The organism is Psychrobacter sp. Cmf 22.2, assembly GCF_001921745.1.
Lineage (GTDB): Bacteria > Pseudomonadota > Gammaproteobacteria > Pseudomonadales > Moraxellaceae > Psychrobacter.
The window spans coordinates 418,798-442,335 of the sequence record NZ_MRYA01000003.1; the positions used below are offsets into that span (position 1 = coordinate 418,798).

Sequence of the window (23,538 nt, forward strand, 5' to 3'; positions counted from 1 at the left end):
GTATACTGTTATGTCACAGTTACTGGCTCTTTTTACTTACCAAAAGTCCGCGTAAAAATATATTAAAGCCGAATTCTAGCTATTTAACATTGTACTAAGGATGAATAACTCTAGTATAATGTGGATATATTTATTACACTAAAGCAACAATAGTTAAGTTGTACTAATAAAACACCATAGTTGCTATTTACCTATCAGGTTTGATTTTAGTCATCGTAGATAATTTATTGACCACAGTGTCAATTAACACAAGGGACACTTATGTTTGTTCATACAACTTCGCAGCGTCAGATGATGGGCCTTGCTTTTGTTTATCAAGCTACTAAGCACACAGTAACCAAAACTCATTTGAGCATTGCAGTTGGTGCAATATTGAGCTGTTTGACCATGCAAGTGCATGCGGTAGACAACAATCAGATAAATGGTAAGACGGTTATAGAAACGCCGCAAGCTACTGTTGAGCCGTTAGAGGCGTCGAACGATGCTGTTGATAGCCAAACAAAACTGTCTAACGATGCTTTTGTTGCACAACAAGCACAATTGTTTTTTGAATGTACGCAAGTACGTACGGCCGCTGCACGACTGGCTTGTTTTGATAAAGTTGCAGAGCAAGGCGAGACGCCAAGCTATACCACGACCAAGCAACCATTAGATTTGGCAAGTACCATCAAAAGTACCATTTCGGGTGATCCGCAGGTGGTACTTGCAGAAGATATGACCAAAATGCAGGGCGATACTGTAGAAGCTGCTGATACGGTACTCATTGCCAATCAGTTATCTTCCAATAATGGAACTAATAAGGCTGCGATAGACAAGACACAAGCCGAGATATTAGATGATGTAGGCGTGACTCAAAGCGATATCGAAAAATATACGCCGTTGAGTCTGGCTTATGATTTGGATCAAAACAGTGAGCGCGGGACTTGGTCAGCGCGACCACACCGTCCTATGTATTTGTTACCTTTATTCTTAAATGCCAAGCCCAATCGTAATCCAAGCACTCCGACTCGAGATGAGGAAGTTATTAGCCCCAATGAGCTAAGAGTACCTGAGCTAAAACTGCAAGTATCTATTAAGACTAAGGTTGCAGAGGACTTATTCGATACCAATGCCGATATGTGGTTTGGCTATACGCAGCAGTCACATTGGCAAGTCTATAACGAGGACAACTCTCGTCCGTTTCGAGCAACCGACTATGAGCCAGAGATGTTTATAACCCAGCCTGTCACAGCGAACTTACCGTTTGGCGGACGCTTGCGCATGTTAGGAGTAGGGGCATCACATCACTCAAATGGTCAATCTGACAATTTGTCTCGTTCATGGAACCGTGCTTATCTTATGGCTGGTGCTGAGTGGGGTAAATTCGCAATCGTACCAAGACTGTGGACACGAGTCAGTACCGAAAGTGGCGATACGGATGACAACCCAGATATCGAAGATTTCTTGGGTTATGGTGATATGAAGTTCTTATATGACTTGCCAAACAAACACAGTGTCAGCGGTACCTTGCGTTATAATCCAAAGACAGAAAAAGGCGCCGCGCAAGTGGATTATATTTATCCATTGTCTAATAACGTCAATGGGTATGTTCAGCTGTTCCATGGTTATGGTGAGTCTATCATCGATTATAACCATAAAAATACCGCTGTCGGGGTTGGGATAGTACTTAATGACTGGAAAGGACTATAATTCGCTAAGTCTTATCAATAAGTGTCATAACGGCTTATGCAGCGCTTAGCACCATATCAAAGCGGCCTATGGCTGGCAGAGTATGTAAATTTACGCTGTCAGCTATGCCATGTCTATCGTAGTACACCTTCCATACCGAGCAGCACTGCACCGACGCTTTACAAACGTATACAGCAGTATTTTCATAAAGGCCTTTTATGTGAGCGCTGTCATGATTATATCGCGTGGCTACCTAAGGTATTTACTATAGATATTGCCGCAGGTGCTTCTCTTACTATCCAAGCTGCTACTTATTATGATTATCCAATTCGCCAAGCCATTCGAGCTTTTAAACATTCAGAGGACATGACCAAGCTGCCTTTATTGGTACATGTATTGCGTCAGCTCCCAAGACCTGTCGGTTGCCACAGCCAAAACAGCGTCATCCTACCCATGCCTACCACCGCCAGTCGCCTAGTTGAGCGCGGCTTTGACCCCGTGACTATTCTTTCCGCCTATTTATCGAAGCATTGGAATATACCTATCTGGCAAGGTGTCCAGCGCATTGATCATACTGTTAGCCAGCAAGGTCTAACGCGTGCAGAGCGCTTAGCGAACCTAAACGATGCTTTTACGATGACGACATTACCTCCTGTCAAACGTATATTACTATTCGATGATGTGGCGACCACAGGAGCAAGTCTACAAGCACTGGCTCGGACACTGTATATCCAAACCTCCTCTCATAATCAGATCCAGCCTATAAATCCATATACATCCCACGATAAAAACACACCTACCTCCAATATTTATCATATATCAGCCTATGCACTTGCACACGGCAGTCACGACACCTAGACAAACAATGTTAATAAATAATATTTAAAGATATTTTTATGTATTGATAATGATACAGAAATGTATCTGTGTTACATTGTCTATTCGTATGTCGATTCTTACTACTATTTTAATGATTACATTACTTAAATATCAGGCTATGCGCTATAAGACACTGTCTATAAATAGGGTTACGGTGGAATGAATATTGCAACAGTTTTCTGAAAAATAAACAAAAGATCGGGCACTCATGACCTGTCTTTTGATGTAGATAAATAGGCCGTTGTCATTATGTGTGATTGTTATTAATAGGATATTGATGTGAATGCATCTTTGTACAGCTTATCTTACCAACGACCAGCATCCAACGCAGGGTTTACTCTGATTGAGCTGATGATAACGATAGCTGTACTGGCTATCATTGTAAGTATTGCCGCGCCTAACATCAGCAACCAGCTGGCCAATCAGCGAGTAAAGTCAACTGTCTCAACCATAGAGAGTGCGCTTAAAGAAGCAAAAGCTGAGAGCATTATACGCCGGCAAAATATCACAGTGGTATACGACAGTAGCACGCCTAAAACCATCACCTTACAAGACGACAGCAATACCGTTTTATCTACCTATAACATCGCCTCTCAAAGCACAATCAATCAAGTGATTACTCCTACTACGGTCACCGCGGTTACTTTTCAGCCTAATAAAGTCATGGCTGGTGGCGCCAGCGTTAGCTATACCGTTTGCGATGATGCTTCTACTAGTGAAACTCCTACACAGGTCAGTCTTAACAGTATCGCTAATATCAATATTACCACCGTTGGGAGCTGCTAATGAAGACACAGATGACTCAGGCAGGTGTGGGATTGATCGAGGTTATGGTAGCGCTGCTGCTACTGACAGTGGCGGTATTGGGCTATAGCGCTTTACAGGGTCAAGCTATAAAAGTCACCAACGAGTCGCTCGAGCGTTCTCAATCGCTCGTTATGATGCGAACAATAGCAGAAAAAATACATGCTAACCCTTCTGCTATTGAGACTTATGCAGATGAGCTTAACGAAGATGGGACGATCACTGCACCTAGTGATTTATGTGGTCTAGACGGTCAAGCTGTTACAACGCTATGTGAACCAGAAGCGCTTGCAGAAGCTGAAAGTTACAAGGTTAAAGCAGAGCTGCAGAACTATGACTTCCGAATCCAAATGCATGCTTGTCCTAACACGGGGGGTACAGGTGACAATGTAGCAAATAATATCATGTATTCGTACTGTTTGATATCGGCGTGGGGCGATACCACCCCTACTATCGGTACAGATAGTGAGACAGATTGTCTAACTGAACGCGTGGTCGATGGCGATAATGTAGAAGAGGCTGGTGGTAGCTACTATGCTAAATCCACATGCATGATGATGGAGATATGATATGAAGCGTTTATCCCATGAGGTTAAAAACTCATCTATATCAGATTCTATAGGACGACCACAACCGACATCAACGTTTGAAATACAACAAGGTTTTACCTTAGTTGAGCTTATGATTGCTTTGGTATTAGGTCTACTTGTCTCCGCTGCCGCACTACAGATTTTTTATACCAGTTCAGTCAATAGCCGTCGTCAAGAAGCAAGCTCGCAAATCCAAGACAACTCTATTTTTGGTTTCTCTCAAATACAGCAGCATTTGAGACGTACGAACTATGGTGCCAAATCCACAAGTGCGTACGATGAATACTTTATGAATCATCTAACGCCGCAAGGCGGGGTAGTACTTACAGCACCAGACGGTGCTTCTGGAAAGTGGCTTAATAATAACTTATCTGGTTTGGTGCTAGATAGCGCTGCTATAGCTGACAACTTACTGTCTAGTAGTGCCTCTGCCAATAGTGTCAGCAACCTAAATGGTATCGCAAATAGTGATCAGTTAACCATTCAATATCAATCCAGCCGAGAAGGTTTGTTTGATTGCGAGGGTGCTTCTATTCCAAAGGATTTTTATGTCATTGAACGTTATTTTGTTCGTATGGATAACACCGTGACTCCAGCTGTGCCCGGACTAGCATGTGCATCAGCAATCTACAATTACAAAGAATCTGATGCTGGTAGTGCAACTGGTATTGATATAAAGGCTTACACAGTACCTGGAGAAGGCACAGCAACGCCGAATAACTTGGCAGGGGTTGGTACGATTGTTATATCTAACGTAGATTATTTTAGAGTAATGCTAGGTGTATCAGACAGCACAGGATTTGCAACTGATCCTGAGAATTCTCGTATTGGGTATATAGCGATCCCTGATGGATCAGACCTTAATGCACAGCTTAATAACAGACGTATTGTCAGTTTGCAGCTGGGCATTTTGGCAAGATCAAACAATCCAACAGTGACACCGCAGGCAAACAGTGACTTAAGCTTTACCGTGCTCGATAAGACAGATGTCGGCCTCAATGCTACAGCGATACAGGGTCCCACTTATCTACGTAGTGTCTATAAAAGTACTGTGCTACTACGTAATGCAAGAGGAGGATTATGATGAGACAAAATACTACCAATCATCCCAAGATAACCACAAGCTTGCATCATCAATCAGGTGTGGTACTGATCGTTGTATTGTTTACTTTAATCTTGATTATGGTTGTCGGAGCAATTGCCGTCAGACAAGGCACGACAGATCTAAAAGTGGCGACTGCTGATCAAGTCAATAAGCTACTCTTTCAGGCCAATGATGCCGCTCTTATGAAGGTAGAAAAGGAAGATCGTATCCTAAGTGAGCGCCGGGACAATGTCGATACCCTCAAAGGCTATATGTCTAGTACGGAGCGTGAAGGGCATCAAGTCAGCTTTTGTGTACGTCCACGTAGCACCAAACTGTTTAGTATTCTTGAGATTAGCGAACGCAACAAAACCAATGATTTATTATCGGACAAAAACAATGGCTATTGCAATCCTGCGGTCAGTGAGGACTATGTCAGTGAAGGTCGAGTGATGACTCAGATGACCTTTGTACGGCCTATCGAGACTGAAGACAAAGGTGTCTTCTACAAGGAAGTCGAAGGAACGCTGTCCAATGATTTTGAAAAACCAGAAACAGGCGGCAATGTCACTATCGAGTGTACCACCTTTGTAGGCTACGTAACGTCAGTCATACCTGCGCTATCTAGAGCGCCCTTAGGTAATGCCAGTAGTAATGACACGACCACGATAGCAGGTTGCCTCAAACAGTCACGTACAGAATCTACCACGGTAGATAGTTGCCTAGCAGCCCTTGCTGTGCCCTTTCAGACTCAGCAACAGACGTACTTAAATCAGCCAGTTGGGGTTGATTGTATCTCAGGCAGCTGATGAAAAATATATCAAAAGATCAGTCATCACAAACTAGATGAGAGTTGTGGTTTTCTACCAAAATCAAAATTACATGAGTAGTTATTATGAAAATCTTAAATAGCAACACAGATAGTCAATCCAATCCTAGTGTGAAAGACTGGTCGCTAAAGCTATTATCAACTGTCATCTTAGGTTGTATGGCAACGAGCGTAGGCCACACGTCTGATTTGGAAATATATCAAGGGGCGACCTATGGTAATGCCTCTATTGCCATGATGCTAGATAACTCAGGAAGTATGGGTAGGGGGAGTATTGGAGCAGATTATCCAGATGTTAATTTTTGGTATAGCGATAATGCGCAGCTAAGAGAGAATATATATAGCGACGATGGAAAAAGTATCGTTGATTCTATTACCTATAGAGTGGACTTCTATAGAGGCTATGATGGTAAATACTATTTTGACCGTATGTCACGTCTCAAAATGGCACTTATTCCTATGTTTGCCAATCCAAGAAGTGAGGCAGCATTTGGTAAAAATGTTGATCTTAGTAAATATAAAATTGGACTAGGGAGTTTTTATACCAATTCTGGAGTTAATGGCGGTAAGATTGATAATCCAGTCTTAGACTTAACTTTAAGTAATCGCAAAGAACTACTCGCAACTGTTAAATCTTTAAGCGCCAGTACCAACACACCTACTGCCGATGCCTATGCTGAAGCAGGGGCTTATATGCTAGGGACTAATACCCAAGCTAAGCAGTCTGAAACCGTGTATACCGAGGTTGGTTATTCACAACGTGAGATAAAAAATAAAAACAAATATCATTATGTACTCTATAAGTGTGAAGAGAATAGCTCAAACTTGGTTACCAATGGAGACTATAAATACTACCCTTGTAAGTCAGGTGAGTATGAGGAAGAGGACGACAACAAAGACGAAGATAAATTAGACTTTGATGAATTAGGTGGCTTTGATGCCACCTATAAAGTAGGCAACAGAACTTACTACTTTAGATCGTCTAAACAAAGCAATGAAGAGAACTCAGCAAGTGGGTTTGATTTATCGACCAATAACGCCAAAGTAAAACCAGATTTTTTAAGATATGATTCTCCTATCAAAGGCGAAGCTAACCAGTGTGATGGCTATGGTATCTATTTTTTGACAGATGGTGAGCCTAATACTTCTTCCAATTATACTCTTGAGCTTATGGAAAATAGTCTGTCTGATAGCTCATTAACCATGGGCGACTCTTGCAACTCTGCCTTAACAAGCTCAAATACTAGATACGGGACAAAGTCTAAGTGGGAATGTATTGGTGAGTATTCTAAAGCTTTGTACAATAAAGAGAATGGTAAGGGTGTCCCTATTGCTACCGCAACCGTTGGTTTTGGCAACGTCTTTAAGCAACTGACAGAGCAGGGTAAGGTTACCAAGACGGTGACCCGTCCGAGTGGCGCTGTTGAAACTGTACAGGTTTATCAATGTGATGCCAACGGTATCAGTCAGGATGCAAAAAACTTATGTAAGCTTGGCGAAAAAGGTGAAGGCTACGGTGAAGGTGGCTTTTACTACACAGAAGAGTCTGTAGATATCGCTAATAGTGTGCGCAAGTTCATTGAAGATGTGAGTAAGGCTGAGATTGATCCAATATCGGCAGGGACAATGTCTGTACCGCTTGATAGTCTAGGCGGACTAAAATCGCGTCAGTATGCTTATCTACCTATCCTCGAGCCTGTTCCTAAGTCGCCGCTATTATGGAATGGCAATCTAAAAAAATACAAAGTCAAAAATGGTACGTTAGTGGGCAGTAATGATGAATTTGTCTTTTCTGATAGTACAGGCTTATTTGCAAAAAACACGCAAGACTTATGGAATACAATCAATGATACCAACCGTCCTGATACACTAAAACCAGATAGAGGCACCCCGCAAGTGGGCGGCGCTTATCAAAAAATATTCGAAAACGCAGTAGCGCCATTGATAGGGGATAGGAACTTATTCGTCGATAATGGCAATAGTTTGATAAACTTGAAAGTCAGTCAAGATAAAAAGCCTTTAAACTTTAATCCGTTAGTCGGTTATAGCAATGCTCAAAAGCTAACGTTGCTTCATTTTATGGGTTATAGCGAACCTACCAATACGACAGTTGTAGATGGTACCGCGCTAGAGTCTTCTCAGGACAAATGGTTGAAGAACGTAGGTGGCGTTCTGCATTCTATACCGCAGCTCATTACTCAAAAGGTAGAAGTTAAAGCTTCAGGTGAGTTTGATAACGATACTCGAAAAGATTACCTCATCTATGGCTCTATGGATGGGGCACTACATATGCTCGATGACAAGACGGGCAAAGAGGTGTTTACCTTTGTACCAAAACAAATCCTCGACCTACAACCAGACGCCCTGACAGGTACTGGCACCGCCAAAGATGGCAGCTATCCTTATGGTGTCGACGCCCCTTGGCTAACTTATGTCTCCTACACCACAAAGTCTACGACTACGGGTACAGGAGAGTCTGCGACCACCACCAATACTTATGAGTCTGATCAGAGCTTCGCTTTGGGCGGTCTACGTATGGGTGGATCAATGTATTATGCTTTGGATGTCTCAGATGTCAGTAAACCTAAGATTATTTATGGAATTGGATCTAATTATGCCAACCGTCTAAAGGGTGATATAACTGCGCTAGGTGGTACTAGAGATAATGTTACTAGCCCAGCTACCGGAGTTGGCACATCTGCAGAGTTAAGAGCTTATGCACGTATGGGACAGACATGGGGTAAGCCTACACTTGGTTATGTAAAAAGCGGTGGCAAAAAGGTCATGGTCAGCTTTTTACCTGGTGGGTATGATGCCTGTTATGAAGATCCAACATTCAAATTAAATACTGCAAACCTAACAGATATCCAATGCAGTAATCAAACGTCTGCTCAAGGCAACGCTGTGTACATGGTACAGATGGGGGAGGTCAAGACCAAATCAAACAACGAAGAGATGGTAGATGCCTCTAAAAATAATGGCAAACTATTATGGTGGGCGAGCAATCAAGGCGCTTCAAGCGATAGTACCTCTCGCACTTCTTCATTGCAGTATTCTCGTTCTGCTGATTTAAAACACAGCGTCGTCACCCAAATCCGAGCGTTAGATCGTAACTATGATGGTCTCATCGATCATATTTACTATGCTGACTTGGGCGGGCAAGTTTGGCGTGTCGATATCAACAATGATGAAGATACCGATAACTTTAAGGTAGACCGAGTGGTAAAGGTATTGGATGTCAGCGACCAAGTGGCAGAGGGCGATGCACCACCGCGTATCTATGAGCGTCCGCTAATTACTTTTTACAATGGCAAATATGATTATACAGAGGCTGATAACAGCGGTGGTAACTATAGCGGTGTTCAAGCCATGATAACGGTAGGTACAGGAGATCGCAGTAGTCCAGTAGAGGCGATAAGAAGTAAGCCCGATGCGCTTTATAACTTTATAGATAAAGATCTCACACGTAGTGATCTGTTTTATTATGGAAAAGAGACAGCGCCGACGATAAGCTTACGCACACCTATTGTTAAAGTTGCAGGGACGTCCAATAGAAACGACAAACTACAAAAGCTTACGTTTTCTAGCTCAGATATCGGCACGGCAGGTATCAAGAAAAACATGGAAAATGGCGTGGTACAAGGTTGGTATATGCCGTTTACCCATTGGTTAGGGGAGGAAGCGGGTGTCAATGACAAATATAAGATTAAGATGTTCAATGAGCCTGATGCTATCGGAGGCGTGTTGTTATCGTCGTCTTACAACCCTGATGAAGGCCAAGAGATTCAGGCTTGTAGTGCGGGCGTTAGAGGTGAGACGCAGCGTGAACGTACGTGTCTGCCTTATGGTAATTGCCTCGATGCTTATGGTACCGATGTATCGACCTCACGCGCATACTTCAACGCCGGCTCAGGTATCGTAGATAATATTATCAGTCAGTATAATGATACGTCTGTCTTTAGTAGCTTAGTCAATCGCTGTGAAGGTGATGAGTGTGAGCCTGAGCTCATCTGTCCAGATGGTAACTGTGGTAACGACAACCCTCCTGTGTTTGATGAGTGTGTCGGACCTACTTGCGGGGTCAATAGTGGTATCAATACCGACAAACGCATCAATCCATTGAGCTGGATGGAACATTAAAATGCTAATAAGAGCCAACAGTGGTTTTGCTCGGCAGATAGGCTTTACGTTAATAGAGCTTATGATCGTGGTCTCTATTATCGGTATACTAGCGGCCATCGCTGTACCCAGTTACCGCGCCTATGTCGTACGTAATGCTGAGGCAGATACGCAGCGTAAAATGCTATCGCTCGCAACTGAGCTTGAGCAATGGCGCGCCAAAGCGCTAACTTACAAAGGCTTCGAACCAAAGACAGATACGATCGCAAGCACAACAGGCGCGATCAGCTGGCCTGCCAACAATCCTCATTATACGATTCGTCTTGGACACATCGCAGGCAGTCCAGCAGCGTTTAGCCCGTTACACGAAGGTGGTGAGCGTGCTATGGGCTGGGTCATGATGGCGACACCTATCAATATGACAGGCGCAGATAACTTTATGCTAAGTAGTCAAGGCGTACGCTGCACGAATAACATCGCATTTGATATTACAGATACCGATTGCGGAGCAGGGGAGACAACATGGTGATATCTTCATCGAGCAACCCACCAGCGAGCACTACACATATGCTATCGAACCAACACTTGCCCCAAAGAGGCTTTACATTAATAGAGCTGATGATTGTCGTCGCTATCATCGGGATACTAGCGGCCATTGCTTTTCCTAGCTATCAAGGCTATGTCGAGAGAACCAATCGAGCGGATATGATGAGCGAGATGCAGCAAATAGCCACCCGCATTGAGTCCAATAAAATAAACTATAAACGTTATGACAGAATACCGCTGTCCTCGGTGTTGTCAGGCACTGTCGCGGCTGATGGTAGTGCAAACTTCCCTATCGCTGGCACGGCACTATATACCGTTACAGTTATTACAGATCCAAATAGTACGACTACTGTAGGTGGCAATAATTGGACAATTACCGCTGTTCCTGTGACTGAGCAGCGTATGGTAAATGACGGCAGGCTTACGCTTAATCATGAAGGTAAGAAGTGCCGTATTGATAACAATAACGTGGCAACCTGTGGCACTGGTAAAGAATGGGACTAAAGCTGTACTATCTTCTCATCATTCTCGCTATCACTGTCTGACCCATCCTGACACAAAATGTCATCTCTCCAATTTAGACCAAAGTACCTTTTTTGGAGAGTGACAATTTGCTGCAACAATTTGGTAACATTATTATAGAGATAAAAACGGTGACAAAAATTGTTACCGTTACTTCATCATTATTTAGCTATTAATCCTATTTCAATTTAACTTACTACTCGTTTATTAGTAGTTAGCAGTCTTGAATAATTTTTATTATTTAATAATATTTGACTATATTTTTACCGTTTAATCGTTAAATAAAACCGCTTGTCTTAAGCTCAGATAGTGACACACCGAGTGTGAGCAAAATAATTAAATCTCAACCCCCCTCCTTTAAAAAGTTGGCACAGTACCTGCAACATTCCTGTTAAGAGTCATATTAAGACAGCATGCGCTATATGGTAGCGTGCATTTTATATCACTGACGGCAGGTATCTACGCCCAACCAATATATGGCGACGCTGTCAACTTATTATCTAAAGGAGTTCTTATGAACGCTACTACACAAAAAGGTTTTACCCTAATCGAGTTAATGATCGTTATCGCTATTATCGGTATCTTGGCGGCGATTGCTATTCCTCAGTACCAGAACTATATTGCTAAGTCGCAAGTATCACGCGTGATGAGCGAGGTAGCCTCAATGCGTACAGCTACTGAAACCTGCTTAAATGATGGTATTTCACAAGCAGACTGTGGTTTCGGTTGGACTGATAGTAATCTATTAGAAGGTGGAGCTGGTAAAGCTTTACAAGGTACAACTGGCCTATTGGTAACGTTTGCAACTGCTGCTACTGAATCTACTACTCTTGAAGCAGAATTTGGCGCTAATGCTTCTCAAGCTATTGATGGCAAAAACTTGACTTGGACTCGTTCACCGGAGGGCTCATGGACTTGTTCTACCTCTGTAGATCCTAAATACAAGCCAGCAGGCTGTTCAGGTTCAGGTTCTTAATTTACTGAATCATCAGTAAGATATTATAATAACGTACTTAATTTAAGTGCTAATTTGAGAAAGAGAGGTTTTAAACCTCTCTTTTTTATTGTTAAAATTTACTGTGTTTGATTATATGAATATTAAAGCTCAAAACATACCGACTTACCTCTTTGTAAACTCAGACAGCTATTTGGCTATGAAAGCTTTTCTCATGGTTATAATGCTTAATATCGTGATGTATAGTGCCAATATATTATCAGGAACAGATCGTGCTTTTTTTAATCTCGATTATTTTATTCCTGTCCTACTATTATCACTAGGCTTTCGGTGGCTATATATAGGTGCTTTTTTATCATTAGCTGTTATTGATTTTTTGGTGTTGTTTGGACAAGTATTTCCTGCTATTCGCCTCAATAACTTAGTATATCTATTGAAATTTTCGTGGATATCATCATCAAGCTATCAGATATATGGTACTTTACTGATAATTCTAGTAATACTACAGCTATTTGTTACACTTAAATTATATCGCCCCAAGTTGAACATATATCTCTTAATGATATTCAATATATTTATCGTCATACAAGCTATCAAGTATCATTTACCTGATGCACAAATTTTTCAAAATACAACAAACGGTCAAGTCAAAAATGGTTTTTGGATACCCAAAGGCAGAATCGTTAGCTCACAATTAGAAAACTATATCGGCTATTTTAACAAGAGCTTCATACAAGGGTACGATGGCGATGGTGATGCACTACAAGATGTAAGGATTAGCAGTGTATCAGAACCATTATGGCAAGATATAGGTAGCCATAAAAAAGTATTACTCATTGTCAATGAGTCTTGGGGGCTACCAAAAGATGAGTTGATTCATAGAGAGGTTTTATCTGAGTTAGTTAATAACCCAAACATAAATAACTTACAGACTTCAGATATTGAATTTGAAGGTTTTACCTTAGGTGGAGAGCTACGAGAGCTTTGTCATAAGGCACCTATACATTTTAATCTAAAAAATCAAAGCGAGGGCTTTGAAGACTGTCTGCCCAACCGTTATAAAGAGTTGGGCTATCGTACCGTAGCGGTACACGGGGCATTAAGTCTTATGTATGATAGGAGGTACTGGTATCCACGTGCAGGTTTTGAAACAATACTTTTTAGAGACCAAGGTCTCAATTTGCCAGACTCACGCTGCTTTTCTTTTCCAGGTAATTGTGATAAAGACATTGCATCAGTGATTACTACTCAATTTCAGAATAGTAATAGTTTGTTTTTATATTGGCTTACTCTGAATACACACTCTATTTATGATAAAAGAGATATATACACTGATTTATTCGATTGTAATAACTTTGATCTAGAAGATAGACCTTATTCTTGTAATAATCTTAAATTACAAAAGCAGTTTTTCCATACCTTAAATGATATGCTAAAGAACGATGCTTACAAAGGTACTAAAGTCATTGTAGTTAGTGATCATGAACCACCTATTGTGAGTAGTGAGGATTCTGCATTCAATCCAGGACGTATTCCTTATGTCTCCTTTACTATTGAATAAAACGCCATGGTAACAACCAATAAAAAAACCACCATTATATATAGCCTTGTTATTTTGCTTAGTTTACTCTTTATATTAGGTGGTACTTATTTATATACAGCACAGCACTTATTGTTAAGCCGTCTTAGCTATCATTTACAAGTACCTTTTATTAAAAGTACCATCCACTGCTCTGACGGTGCGCCAGAGTTTATGTATGAGCTTATGAATAATTTGGTAACTGAACAAAAATCAATGAGCAATCAGATAGTTTATCAAAACAAAGAGGGTGAGCGCTTTCATTGTGAAAGCGGCTGGGAAGACGGTTTTCGTGGTGATAACCTAATCACAATAAATAGCAGATTTCGATATGCTAGTGTATCTAAAATAGTCACTTCCGCGATAGTATTAGACTTGATAAACCAAAACAAGGTGCAACTAGATCAAAAGCTGTTGGATGTTATTGAGATCCCCAAGCCGAAAGATGAGCGAATACAAGATATTACTATAGCGATGCTACTAGAACATAGCGCAGGTTTTGATAGATATAAGTCTAAGACTGCTATGTTAAAGATGGATATAAAGCCATGGTGCCCTACTGATTTAGAAGATCTTGCTGGTTTAGAGCTTGATTTTGAGCCAAAGACACAGTTTCAATATTCTAATGTTGGTTATTGTTTATTAGGAGCAGTAGTTGAGCAAGTTACAAAGCGTAGCTTTCATGAGGTGGCTAGAGAAAGTTATGGCCTAGATGATAAAGACATACAATTCGTTAAAGATGGCATGCTACCTGATGAAATCGTGTACGACTATCGTTATGAAAATTTTTTTAGTTCAGATTATTACACTCACTTTGATTTTAAAGACTCGCTATATGCGATAGGCGGGCTTGCAGGTTCAGCAAATGCTATGGTAAGCGTAACTCAAGATATGTTATTAAAGGAGCCACTTAATATCTTATCACGAGCCAAGTCTCCCTGCGCAATAGATAAAATTGGCGGCTGCTATGGTTATGCCCTAGAGCCTTACCAAAAAACCGGACACAGTTTTACTATATATAACAAATCTGGGTATTTTCCTGGAGTGAACAACGATATATTTGTTGACGATAAAGGTGGTATATTAGCCGTATATAGAGGAGCAAGTGCGCCAAGTTTTGAAGCTATGCAAAAGCTAAAAGAACTGGTTTATGCGAGACTTAATTCTTATTATAAGTTAGATAGTATGTAGAAATTTACAATCTATCATTTAAAGAATCGGTAGTATATAAAAAAATTATTGATAAATACTTTAAAAATATTAAATATATTGAAAAATTTATAGAAACAAAAATCTAAGTGTGATTTTTACTTAAATTTAATATTCACCGTATTTTTTAGAACACCGTCAAGTAATTTAGCATTTAATTAATTCGTTTGTAATATTAGCTGATGCATAAGTTTTTTTGATGTTTTAAGAGACATGTATGTACTTAAAATCTATTAGTAATTATAGAGCAATAGCAATAATAGCAATAGTTGCGAGCCATATTTACGGATTTGGACTTTCAAGCCCTGATCCAGTTACATATTTTATAAAGAGTATAATAACTGGATCGACTGGTTTGTTCGTTTTTATTTCAGGGTTTATGTTTTATTATGTTTTTTATAAAAAATATGAGTATAAACATTTCATTAAAAATAAGATATTAAATATTGGTGTTCCATACTCTATACTTGCAATAATCGCTATTTGTATCACTTATTTCTTAAGTAGTGGTTATTTTAACGCTAACAGCCTATCAAGCTATAGTTATAGAGATGGAATTATTTTCAAAGTAGAGGATAGTACTTTTACTATAGTATTAAAATATTATGCTACTGGTCGTTTCTTAACGGCATATTGGTATATACCATTCGCCTTGATTTTATTTGCTTCAGCGCCAATACATATATTCTTTATAAGTTTAAGGAAACGTTTGCAACTAGAGGTTGTAATTTTGCTTTCATTGGTTTCTATTTTTGGTCATCGTCCTGTCGCAGAAACTAATCCTTTCCAGTCACTTGTATACTATACACCTATTTATTTGATAGGTATATTAGTAGCAATGAATAGAAATAAGGTAAAAGTAACAATTGAAAATAAAAAAGCTGTTATCATTCTTATATTTCTTGTTTTTACTTTTACGATAGTTCAGTACTCAACAGGGCATATTGGAAATTATAATAAGCTATTTTTTTATTTTGATGGTATGGACTTTATGTATCTACAAAAAATAAGTTTGATACTATTGGTATATATATTCCTTGAGAAATATAGTTTTAATTTATATTTTATAGATGTTATATCAAAAACTAGTTTTTCAATATTCTTTATTCATCCATGGTTGATTATATTATTTAAAGAAATTTTTTATAACCTCGGTTTTGTATTTTATCCAGAAGAAAATAACTTATTTTTATATATGTTTATGTTGGTTTTAATATTATCTATATCTGTTTTAATATCTTTATCTATTAAAAAATCTTTTAAATATAGTATTAAAACAAGATATTTAATTGGTTATTAAGAAATAAATAGGTTTTTTCATTTACATTAGTAAGATCAATACAGAAAAATTTATGTTATTTTCTATACTTAGTTTAATGCAGAGATAGTATAGTAGAAATCCTGTAAAAATAGGTTTATAGCTTAGTTAGAATAAACGTAATAATATGATAGCTGAATAAAAGTATAGTAAGGAATTTGAGAAAAATGGTTTGGAGAAAATGATCTTTATGTAAATCAGTATAAAGTCTTCTATTTGTCTCCTCTTAAATTATTAGGTTTTATGAATGTATACGCAAAATGGCTTCACTCTCGTTGAGATGATGATTGTTATCGTGATTATTGGCGTTCTATCAGCAATAGCTATACCTCAATATCAGATTTATGTAGGCAAGGCGCAAGCGACAAGAGTAGTGAATGAGATGGGGCAGTTGCGTCTATCTGTAGAGGAGTGTTTACAAACAGGTCTGACAGCTATTGGCATAGGTAAAAATGAGTGTGATCCACGAGCATCAGCGTCTAATCTCATCGTTGGTGGCTCGCAAGTGGGCGTAGTACTACCTAACAATATGGGTGTGGCACAGCTAAGTAACCCTTTGACATTGACAACGAGTATTGTAGGGACAGTATCAAATCAAGTAACACCGACTAACGCAGGTAAAAAGGTGCAATGGTTACGTACCAGTAATGGCTCATGGCGCTGTAGCAGTAATATTGCTCATAATTATTTACCTAATTCTTGTGCTCACGACGCCAGCTTGTAGTTGGCGTAGGCTGGGTTTTTAACCCAGCTTTTTTATTCTGTAAGTTCACGATGCTGGGTTAAAAACTCAGCCTACAAAAAATCCTACTCAATATCTCAAAAAGCCAAACGTTATGTTCGGCTTTTTTCATTCATCCCACCCCATCAAGAATAGTGTAAAATCCTCGCATATATGCTCACCACATTAATGAGTCAGTTTATGCAAAAAAAAGTCTTAATGATATGTTTGGTCATTGCGCTACTTGAAGGCTTTGCTGGTCTTGGTATCGAGATTTATGCCATTCGTATATCCGCCACTTATATCGGCTCGTCCATCTCTATCACTGGCGTTATACTGGCAATGGTACTTATTGCCATCGCCGTCGGCTACTGGTATGGCGGGCGCTTATCGCAAGCGGCGCGAACCCCAAGACAAGCACTATTGCAGGCCGGATACGTGTTGTCATTGTCCGCCATCTCTCATGCGATCGCCTGTATCATTCAGTTGCCCCTACTGGCAGCCATGACATCTAGTACAGATAGCCCTATCATCGCCGCAATCGGTGTCGGATTGCTGTTTGGGGTAGGGCTAGCGTTTGGCTCGACTGCCATTCCTCTTATTACGCAGTTTTTATCATTGAAATACAAAAATCACGACGGTGTTGACGCGGGCAAAAATGCTGGCACAATGGTAGCGATTACCACAGTAGGTAGCGTACTTGGCTCAACCGTGACGCCGATTTTTTTGTTGCCTTATATAGGGCTTATGAGTAGCTTGGCGCTATTTATAGCGTCATTGGCATTTAGTGCTTGGCTCTGTACCAAGCTTGCCATCCAAATAGAGAGCGACGAGCCTATCAAGGCGTCTGATCATGTCACCAATTATTTGCTGTTTACCTCGGCACTCGTCATGACGGCGGCGTTTATTATGATGAACAGAGTGGATACTGGCTACCAGACCGCGACAGGGGCTTGGTTTATCAAAGATACGCTGGCGGGTCGTGACTTGGCGGTCACTATCACTGACAAGCCAGGACAGTCAACGAGTAGCTGCTGGGTATACGCCACTCAAAAAAACTGCCATTGGTATGGTGAGATTGCTGTAGAAGCCATTGGACAAACCAAGCCCGACACCTTGGTGTTTTTGGGGGGTGCAGGTATGGGTACACCAAGTGAAGTGGCACATTACAATCCTAAAATGAAGGTTACCGTTATCGACATCGACAAAGACTTGCCAAAGATTATCGAAAAACACTTTTTAAAAGCACCCATCGCGGCCAATATTGAGTTTATAGGCGATGATGCTCGCGGCTATTTGACCCGAAATAAACAAGCTCGTTATGATTTTATGCTCATTGATGCCTTTCAAGGTCAACATGTTGCGAGTAATCTGTACACGCTTGAAGCGTTGACACAGTTCAAAGCCAACAGCAACGATATCATGGCAAACATCATCGGCATACCGCGAAAGGAGCATGGCTATACCCAAACCATTCTCAAAAATTGGCAAGAAGTATTTGGAGATACCGCCTACGTGCTGACCAAATACGGCAGCGTCAATCTACAAAATATCATGCTATGTAATTTTGCCTGTCCCGGTAGTCAAAAGCTGGCTCAAGCTGAATTTTTTAATGCGCAGCAACCCGTGCATACCGATGATTTGCCTAGGTTGGATAGGTATTATTATCGGGCGATTGAAAGGTTGTAGATGGATGAGCGAGAGAGTAGGATGGACGATAGCGTAACCTGAAAGCCGTAAAAACAAAACACTGTTTCGTTCGGCTTGTGAGAAAAATCCTTTAAATAGGATTTGCTATTAGCATAATACAAAGTGGCGGGTTAGTTTTGTTAATCTGGCTATGTAGGGTGGGTTAGCGCAGCGTAACCCGCCTTTATTAGTGACAAAAGCTCAATTCACCCAAAATTTATTATTCTCCAATAGCATCATTATCAAATGCTTCCGTAGCCCAATCCTTAGCATACCTTCCTTTTTTAACCTCATGCAAAAAACTAGAATACGCCCAATCAGCGGCACAACTTACCAGCTTATGTTTGACAGGGTTAAAGTGAATATAGTCCATATGATTATTGAAATCTAACTCATCACGTATCGTATGTTCCCAATATCGCCGTTGCCAAACGCCAGTTTCTTTACGATTGGTGCGACTGATACTGTTCGTTTGTTTGAGCGATTGAGGCAGTTGACGACTAAAGTGACTTTTAAATAGTCTGATACGGGCAGGATAATTATCGTCGTTGTTGGGCATCGTCCATAGCGCATGAATATGATCGGGAAGTATTACCATAGCCTCACTAGTAAAAGGTAGTTTTGACTGAGTTTTCCTATAAGCCTGTCTTAATTCATCGATGTAGTCAGTCAAAAGAGAGCTGCGTCTATCATTTAAACAAAACGTGAAAAAATAAGTTGCACCAGCTTGTCTATTTCTACGATAGTTTTTCATGGGTTCTACGAAAAGGTTAATTATAATAAAACAATATCATCATGATTAAAATTTAGCTATTTCTATCATTTCATTTTGAATAACGTCTGGCGGGTTACGCTTTGCTAACCCACCCTACAATATGGCTTATCAAAAGCCTTTCAATAAAAAAGGCTATAGCAAAAATCTACAGCCTCTATATCATTAAGAGTAATTATCTAATAAATCAATCTACTTCTCTAAATACTGAATCTTACCTTCGACACCGTCCCACTTTTCAGCGTCTGGCATAGGCGGCTTCATCTCCGTGATGTTTGGCCATTTTTGTGCCAGCTCCTCATTCAGCTGGATGAATATCTCTTGCCCTTTAGGCACTTCATCTTCTGAAAAGATCGCATTGGCGGGGCATTCAGGCTCGCATAGCGCGCAGTCGATGCACTCATCAGGATCAATGACTAAGAAGTTTGGCCCTTCATAAAAGCAGTCCACAGGGCAGACTTCCACACAGTCAGTATGTTTACAAAGAATACAATTATCTGCAACGACGAAGGTCATATTGAGGTCTACCTATTATTGGTTCGGCTAATGCCTGAATAGAATAATGAAAATAATGCATATTTTAGCGCTTTTAGACGATTTTAACAAACCCCTTTAGCGACCAATGCGTTGTCTAAGATCATACAATAAGTCATGGGCTTGCTTGGGCGTTAGACTGTCAGGATCTATATCTATCAGCTCATTATACAAGCTAAGCAGTTGTTTTTGTTGTTTATTATCGGCTAGATAGCTTGCTTGGGTATTGGCTTTTACGTTCGTCTCAGTTATATGACTGCTATCTACTCGCTGGCCTTTATCGTTTGCCGACTTAGCTAATTCATTTTTGTCATCAGTGCTTTTTGTCTGCTCAGACCTTAAGTTGTCGATAAGATAGCGTTTGGCGTCACTTAACACTTGCGTCGGTATGCCTGCCATCTTGGCGACATGCAACCCAAAGCTGGAGCTTGCCGCGCCCTCACGGATTTGGTGTAGCAGTAATAGCTGCCCATCGACATCGCTTGCCGCGACATGCACATTGCGAATCCCGTCGTTTTTATTTGTCAGCTCATTGTTTGATAGTTCGTTGTCTGCCTGCTTATTATTTGCCTGCTCGTTATTTGCCTGCTTATTATTTGCTAGGGCAGTCAGCTCAAAATAATGAGTGGCAAACAAGGTCAAGCAACCGATCTCTAGCAGGCGATTGACGCAAGCGTGCGCGATAGCAAGGCCATCAGTGGTTGCCGTACCGCGTCCGACTTCATCCATGAGTACCAGTGATTTATCTGTTGCCAAGTTTAAAATATTGGCGGTTTCGATCATCTCCACCATAAAGGTAGATTTGCCGCCAGCCAGATCATCGGCAGAACCAATACGAGTAAAAATCCGGTCGATATCACCGATAAGGGCATGTTCGGCCGGTACAAAGCTGCCGCAATGAGCGAGCAGCACGATCAGGGCAGTCTGACGCATATAGGTCGATTTGCCACCCATATTAGGGCCAGTAATGATTAATAGACGTTCAGGATGTCCATCGCTGCCAAGCGCGCAGTCATTGGCTACGAAATGGCTAGGGTGGTCAGTTGGAGCGTTTCGATGGTGCGTATTGGCAGGATTTAACGCTGCTTCGACGACGACGTGACGACCTTGACGTATATCGATGCTGGTTTGGTTTTGCGTCTGATTGAGTGATTGATTAGACAGTGAGTTTTGAGTAACACTGTCAAAGTTCAGCTGGTTTTGCTGATTCTGATGGTTTCGTTGGCTACCTTGTAAGCCGGCGTCTTTTTTTGCATTACTATTATGTATATCGCTATTTAATACGCCATTATGCATGACTGGACGTTGCCAGTTATGAGTCACAGCCAGCTGCGCCCAGTTACTCAGTACGTCTATCTGAGCGATGGCAGCGCTCAACTGTTGTAGCTCGGTTAAATGCTCGCTAAGCGTGGTCAGCAGTTGCTGATATAACTGTTTTTCTCGCGCCAGTGCCAAGGTTTGTGCGCTTAGATATTCGGTTTCGACTGCTTTTAATTCATCAGTGATAAAGCGTTCAGCGTTTTTGAGGGTTTGGCGACGGATAAAGTGACTGGGCGCATTTTGCGCCTGCATTTTGGGCAGCTCAAAATAAAAGCCACTGACTTTATTAAAGCCGACTTTTAGACTTGGCAGCTGACACTCTTGCCGCGTGCGTTCTGCCATCTCATCAAGGGTCGCTTGAATATTGTCATGCAGATAGGTCAAGCGATCAAAGTCTTCATCATAACCCGCTGCAAGCATACCGCCATCACGAATATGAGCAGGGGGTTCTACGACAATAGCGCGCTCGATAAGATCGGCGACCGTTTGTACGGCTGGCAGCTGAGTGGGTAGTTGCTGCATCAACATCGGTAGCAATCCTGTGTGCTCAGGATGGATGCCCGCTTTGGTCAGTAGCGTCGTTAGCTGATTGCTACTGGCAATCCCATCGGCAAGCTTACGTAGATCGCGCGGTTTGGCACTCATCAGACCGATACGACTGCTAATACGCTCGATATCACCAATGGCATTGAGCGTGTCACGTAAGCTTGTGATTAAGTGTGTGGTTAGGGTCGCATTTTTATTGGATAAATGGTTTTTTGCACTGTCTACGTCTATTAGGCTGGCTAACGCATCCAAGCGCTGGTTGATACGGGTATGTAAGCGTAGTGGACGCTTCATTTGCTGTACCAATAACCGCCGTCCCATGGGCGTTTTGCAATAATTAAGTACCGATATCAACGACGTTCCATTCGCACTAACAGGCGTAAACAATTCAAGATTTTGCTGGCTGTTGGCATCGATAATCAGATAGTCATCACTGTGTTCAACGATAAGCTGGTTGACCTGCGGCACTTGGCGCTGCTGCGTTTGGCGGGCGTAATGAATCAGCGCCGCACAGCTAGATTGACTGAGGGGCGCATCACTAATACCCAAACCATCTAAGCGCTGTACGTCAAACTGCTGACAAAGGGTAGCAGTCGCATGCTCACGGTGGAAGTCATTGGCCGCCACTTCGATGATAGGGCAGTCGAGATGACTACGTAACCACAGTAGCCAGTCCTCACTGGTGGCTTCACTGATGATACACTCACTAGGGGCAAAGCGTGCCAAGACAGTGAGCATCTGCGCTTGTAGCGTTGCTATATCGCTATTCTCTCCAGTTGCAGCGCTACTATCCACACTTAGCGTTTGAGTGGTGAGCGTCCCTGCCGTCAAGTCTAGTTGACTGATTGCAGCTTGGATAGGCAGTTTACGATCTTTTGTCTTTGGATTCGGTGTGGCGATGTCGATGGCGACGACAGTAGGCGTCTGATTGGGCGCGATAAGTGCATCATCGGTTATCGTCCCAGCAGTCAGCGTCTTGACCACTTCGCGGCGCATGATGGTGGGCGGCTTAGCCTTAGCGGCTTTAGTGCTACCTTTGGTGTGTAGCGTATTATCTTTTTTGCTTTTTTCGCCGATGCTTGGATAAGAGTTGCTATCGGCTGCCTCATCGATTTGTTCACAGACCACCACCGTTTGCCCAGCGGCGATGAGCCGTGCCATGTAGCTATCTGCAGCATGAAACGGCACGCCTGCCATCGCGATAGTGTTGCCGACTTTATCAGTGCCGCGGCGCGTTAAAGTAATATCCAATATCTGCGCGGCACGCTTGGCATCATCAAAAAACAGCTCATAAAAATCGCCCATTCGATAGAGCAACAAGGCATTTGGGTAGCGCGCTTTCATGGTCAGATACTGCACCATCATCGGCGTATGATGGGCCAAATCGTAGACAGCATCGCCTATGGTTAGGGTTTCGGTGTTGGTATGGTTTGCATCAAGTGGTTTAGCAGACATTCATAATCTCTTATATTGCTTGGCTTAAATATTGCTGATAAAACGCATAGAGTTGGGTGCATGATAGGTAGATAACAGCGCTTGGCGATAGCCAAATAAGTACCATTTTAACATGAGCTGCCGCGTTTCGGCGCCAGCAAATATCCACCAATTGCCCTTGTATTCATCAGCGCCATAACCATATATAATGACGGCACATTTTATTGGTGATGCTTCATCAGATAGTACTGAGTCGGTTGATGATAGGACGGCGGGTAAAGCTTTGGCTACTATAGTCGATGCACTTTACAAGCGGCATAGTGCTGTTAAGACATGGGTTTTTGGTACGAAGACACGCTTGCTAGCAATGCACAACGACGATTTATATCTCTCATAAGTGACTATTTACTTATCGTCACT

19 protein-coding genes are annotated in these 23,538 nt (G+C 41.5%); 16 read left to right on the forward strand and 3 right to left on the reverse strand.

Translation table 11 applies throughout. The annotated features are described in order from the left end of the window. The first annotated feature begins 261 nt into the window (after positions 1–261). The 15 genes from BTV98_RS08595 (at position 262) to BTV98_RS08665 (ending at position 18,512) form a co-directional block, all read left to right on the forward strand. Complete coding sequence (locus BTV98_RS08595) at positions 262–1,689, forward strand: phospholipase A (RefSeq protein ID WP_083606158.1); 1,428 nt, start codon at positions 262–264, stop codon at positions 1,687–1,689. A gap of 36 nt (positions 1,690–1,725) precedes the next feature. Beyond that, positions 1,726–2,526, forward strand: coding sequence for a ComF family protein (locus tag BTV98_RS08600; protein WP_075103388.1), 801 nt, complete (start codon positions 1,726–1,728; stop codon positions 2,524–2,526). Between the two features lie 300 nt (positions 2,527–2,826). Next, entirely contained in the window at positions 2,827–3,333 is a 507-nt protein-coding gene (locus BTV98_RS08605) for a Tfp pilus assembly protein FimT/FimU (protein ID WP_075103389.1), read from the forward strand. After that, positions 3,333–3,920: a type IV pilus modification protein PilV gene (pilV, locus tag BTV98_RS08610; RefSeq protein WP_075103390.1), complete on the forward strand. Its 588-nt coding sequence runs from the start codon at positions 3,333–3,335 to the stop codon at positions 3,918–3,920. Before BTV98_RS08605 ends, pilV begins: the two co-directional genes overlap by 1 nt. A gap of 1 nt (position 3,921) precedes the next feature. Next, positions 3,922–5,025: a PilW family protein gene (locus tag BTV98_RS08615; RefSeq protein WP_058368010.1), complete on the forward strand. Its 1,104-nt coding sequence runs from the start codon at positions 3,922–3,924 to the stop codon at positions 5,023–5,025. Continuing rightward, positions 5,022–5,834: a pilus assembly PilX N-terminal domain-containing protein gene (locus tag BTV98_RS08620; RefSeq protein WP_143505710.1), complete on the forward strand. Its 813-nt coding sequence runs from the start codon at positions 5,022–5,024 to the stop codon at positions 5,832–5,834. The genes BTV98_RS08615 and BTV98_RS08620 overlap by 4 nt, the downstream gene beginning before the upstream one ends. An 86-nt stretch (positions 5,835–5,920) precedes the next feature. Continuing rightward, positions 5,921–9,994 carry a hypothetical protein gene (locus BTV98_RS08625; protein ID WP_075103391.1) on the forward strand — a complete coding sequence of 1,358 codons (4,074 nt, stop codon included), beginning with the start codon at positions 5,921–5,923 and terminating at the stop codon, positions 9,992–9,994. A gap of 1 nt (position 9,995) precedes the next feature. Continuing rightward, complete coding sequence (locus BTV98_RS08630; RefSeq protein WP_058368014.1) at positions 9,996–10,502, forward strand: type IV pilin protein; 507 nt, start codon at positions 9,996–9,998, stop codon at positions 10,500–10,502. Then, positions 10,496–11,023: a type IV pilin protein gene (locus BTV98_RS08635; RefSeq protein WP_305954765.1), complete on the forward strand. Its 528-nt coding sequence runs from the start codon at positions 10,496–10,498 to the stop codon at positions 11,021–11,023. Before BTV98_RS08630 ends, BTV98_RS08635 begins: the two co-directional genes overlap by 7 nt. 532 nt (positions 11,024–11,555) lie before the next feature. Then, positions 11,556–12,017: a pilin gene (locus BTV98_RS08640; RefSeq protein WP_058368015.1), complete on the forward strand. Its 462-nt coding sequence runs from the start codon at positions 11,556–11,558 to the stop codon at positions 12,015–12,017. Between the two features lie 115 nt (positions 12,018–12,132). Continuing rightward, positions 12,133–13,557 (forward strand): sulfatase-like hydrolase/transferase, encoded by a 1,425-nt coding sequence (locus BTV98_RS08645; protein ID WP_143505712.1) that lies wholly within the window; start codon positions 12,133–12,135, stop codon positions 13,555–13,557. Positions 13,558–13,563: 6 nt separating this feature from the next. Further along, positions 13,564–14,766, forward strand: coding sequence for a serine hydrolase (locus tag BTV98_RS08650; protein ID WP_058368017.1), 1,203 nt, complete (start codon positions 13,564–13,566; stop codon positions 14,764–14,766). Between the two features lie 235 nt (positions 14,767–15,001). Further along, the gene (locus BTV98_RS08655; protein WP_058368018.1) at positions 15,002–16,084 is read left to right on the forward strand and encodes an acyltransferase; all 1,083 of its coding nucleotides are present in this window, start codon (positions 15,002–15,004) and stop codon (positions 16,082–16,084) included. Positions 16,085–16,349: 265 nt separating this feature from the next. Next, positions 16,350–16,826 (forward strand): pilin, encoded by a 477-nt coding sequence (locus BTV98_RS08660; protein ID WP_058368019.1) that lies wholly within the window; start codon positions 16,350–16,352, stop codon positions 16,824–16,826. A gap of 198 nt (positions 16,827–17,024) precedes the next feature. Then, a complete protein-coding gene (locus tag BTV98_RS08665; RefSeq protein WP_075103392.1) occupies positions 17,025–18,512 on the forward strand; it encodes a fused MFS/spermidine synthase in 1,488 nt (495 codons plus the stop codon). A 220-nt stretch (positions 18,513–18,732) separates the two neighbouring features. Here the strand turns inward: BTV98_RS08665 and BTV98_RS08670 are convergent, their stop codons facing one another. From BTV98_RS08670 to mutS, 3 genes are all read right to left on the reverse strand, one after another. Then, complete coding sequence (locus BTV98_RS08670) at positions 18,733–19,266, reverse strand: transposase (RefSeq protein WP_075103393.1); 534 nt, start codon at positions 19,264–19,266, stop codon at positions 18,733–18,735. Positions 19,267–19,476: 210 nt separating this feature from the next. Beyond that, the gene (fdxA, locus tag BTV98_RS08675; protein WP_058368024.1) at positions 19,477–19,800 is read right to left on the reverse strand and encodes a ferredoxin FdxA; all 324 of its coding nucleotides are present in this window, start codon (positions 19,798–19,800) and stop codon (positions 19,477–19,479) included. Positions 19,801–19,896: 96 nt separating this feature from the next. Then, positions 19,897–23,139 carry a DNA mismatch repair protein MutS gene (gene mutS / locus BTV98_RS08680; RefSeq protein WP_058368025.1) on the reverse strand — a complete coding sequence of 1,081 codons (3,243 nt, stop codon included), beginning with the start codon at positions 23,137–23,139 and terminating at the stop codon, positions 19,897–19,899. 187 nt (positions 23,140–23,326) lie between these two features. Between mutS and BTV98_RS08685 the strand changes: the two genes are divergently transcribed. Further along, positions 23,327–23,515, forward strand: a complete 189-nt coding sequence (locus tag BTV98_RS08685; protein WP_075103394.1) for a hypothetical protein — start codon at positions 23,327–23,329, stop codon at positions 23,513–23,515. The last annotated feature ends 23 nt before the right edge of the window (positions 23,516–23,538 follow it).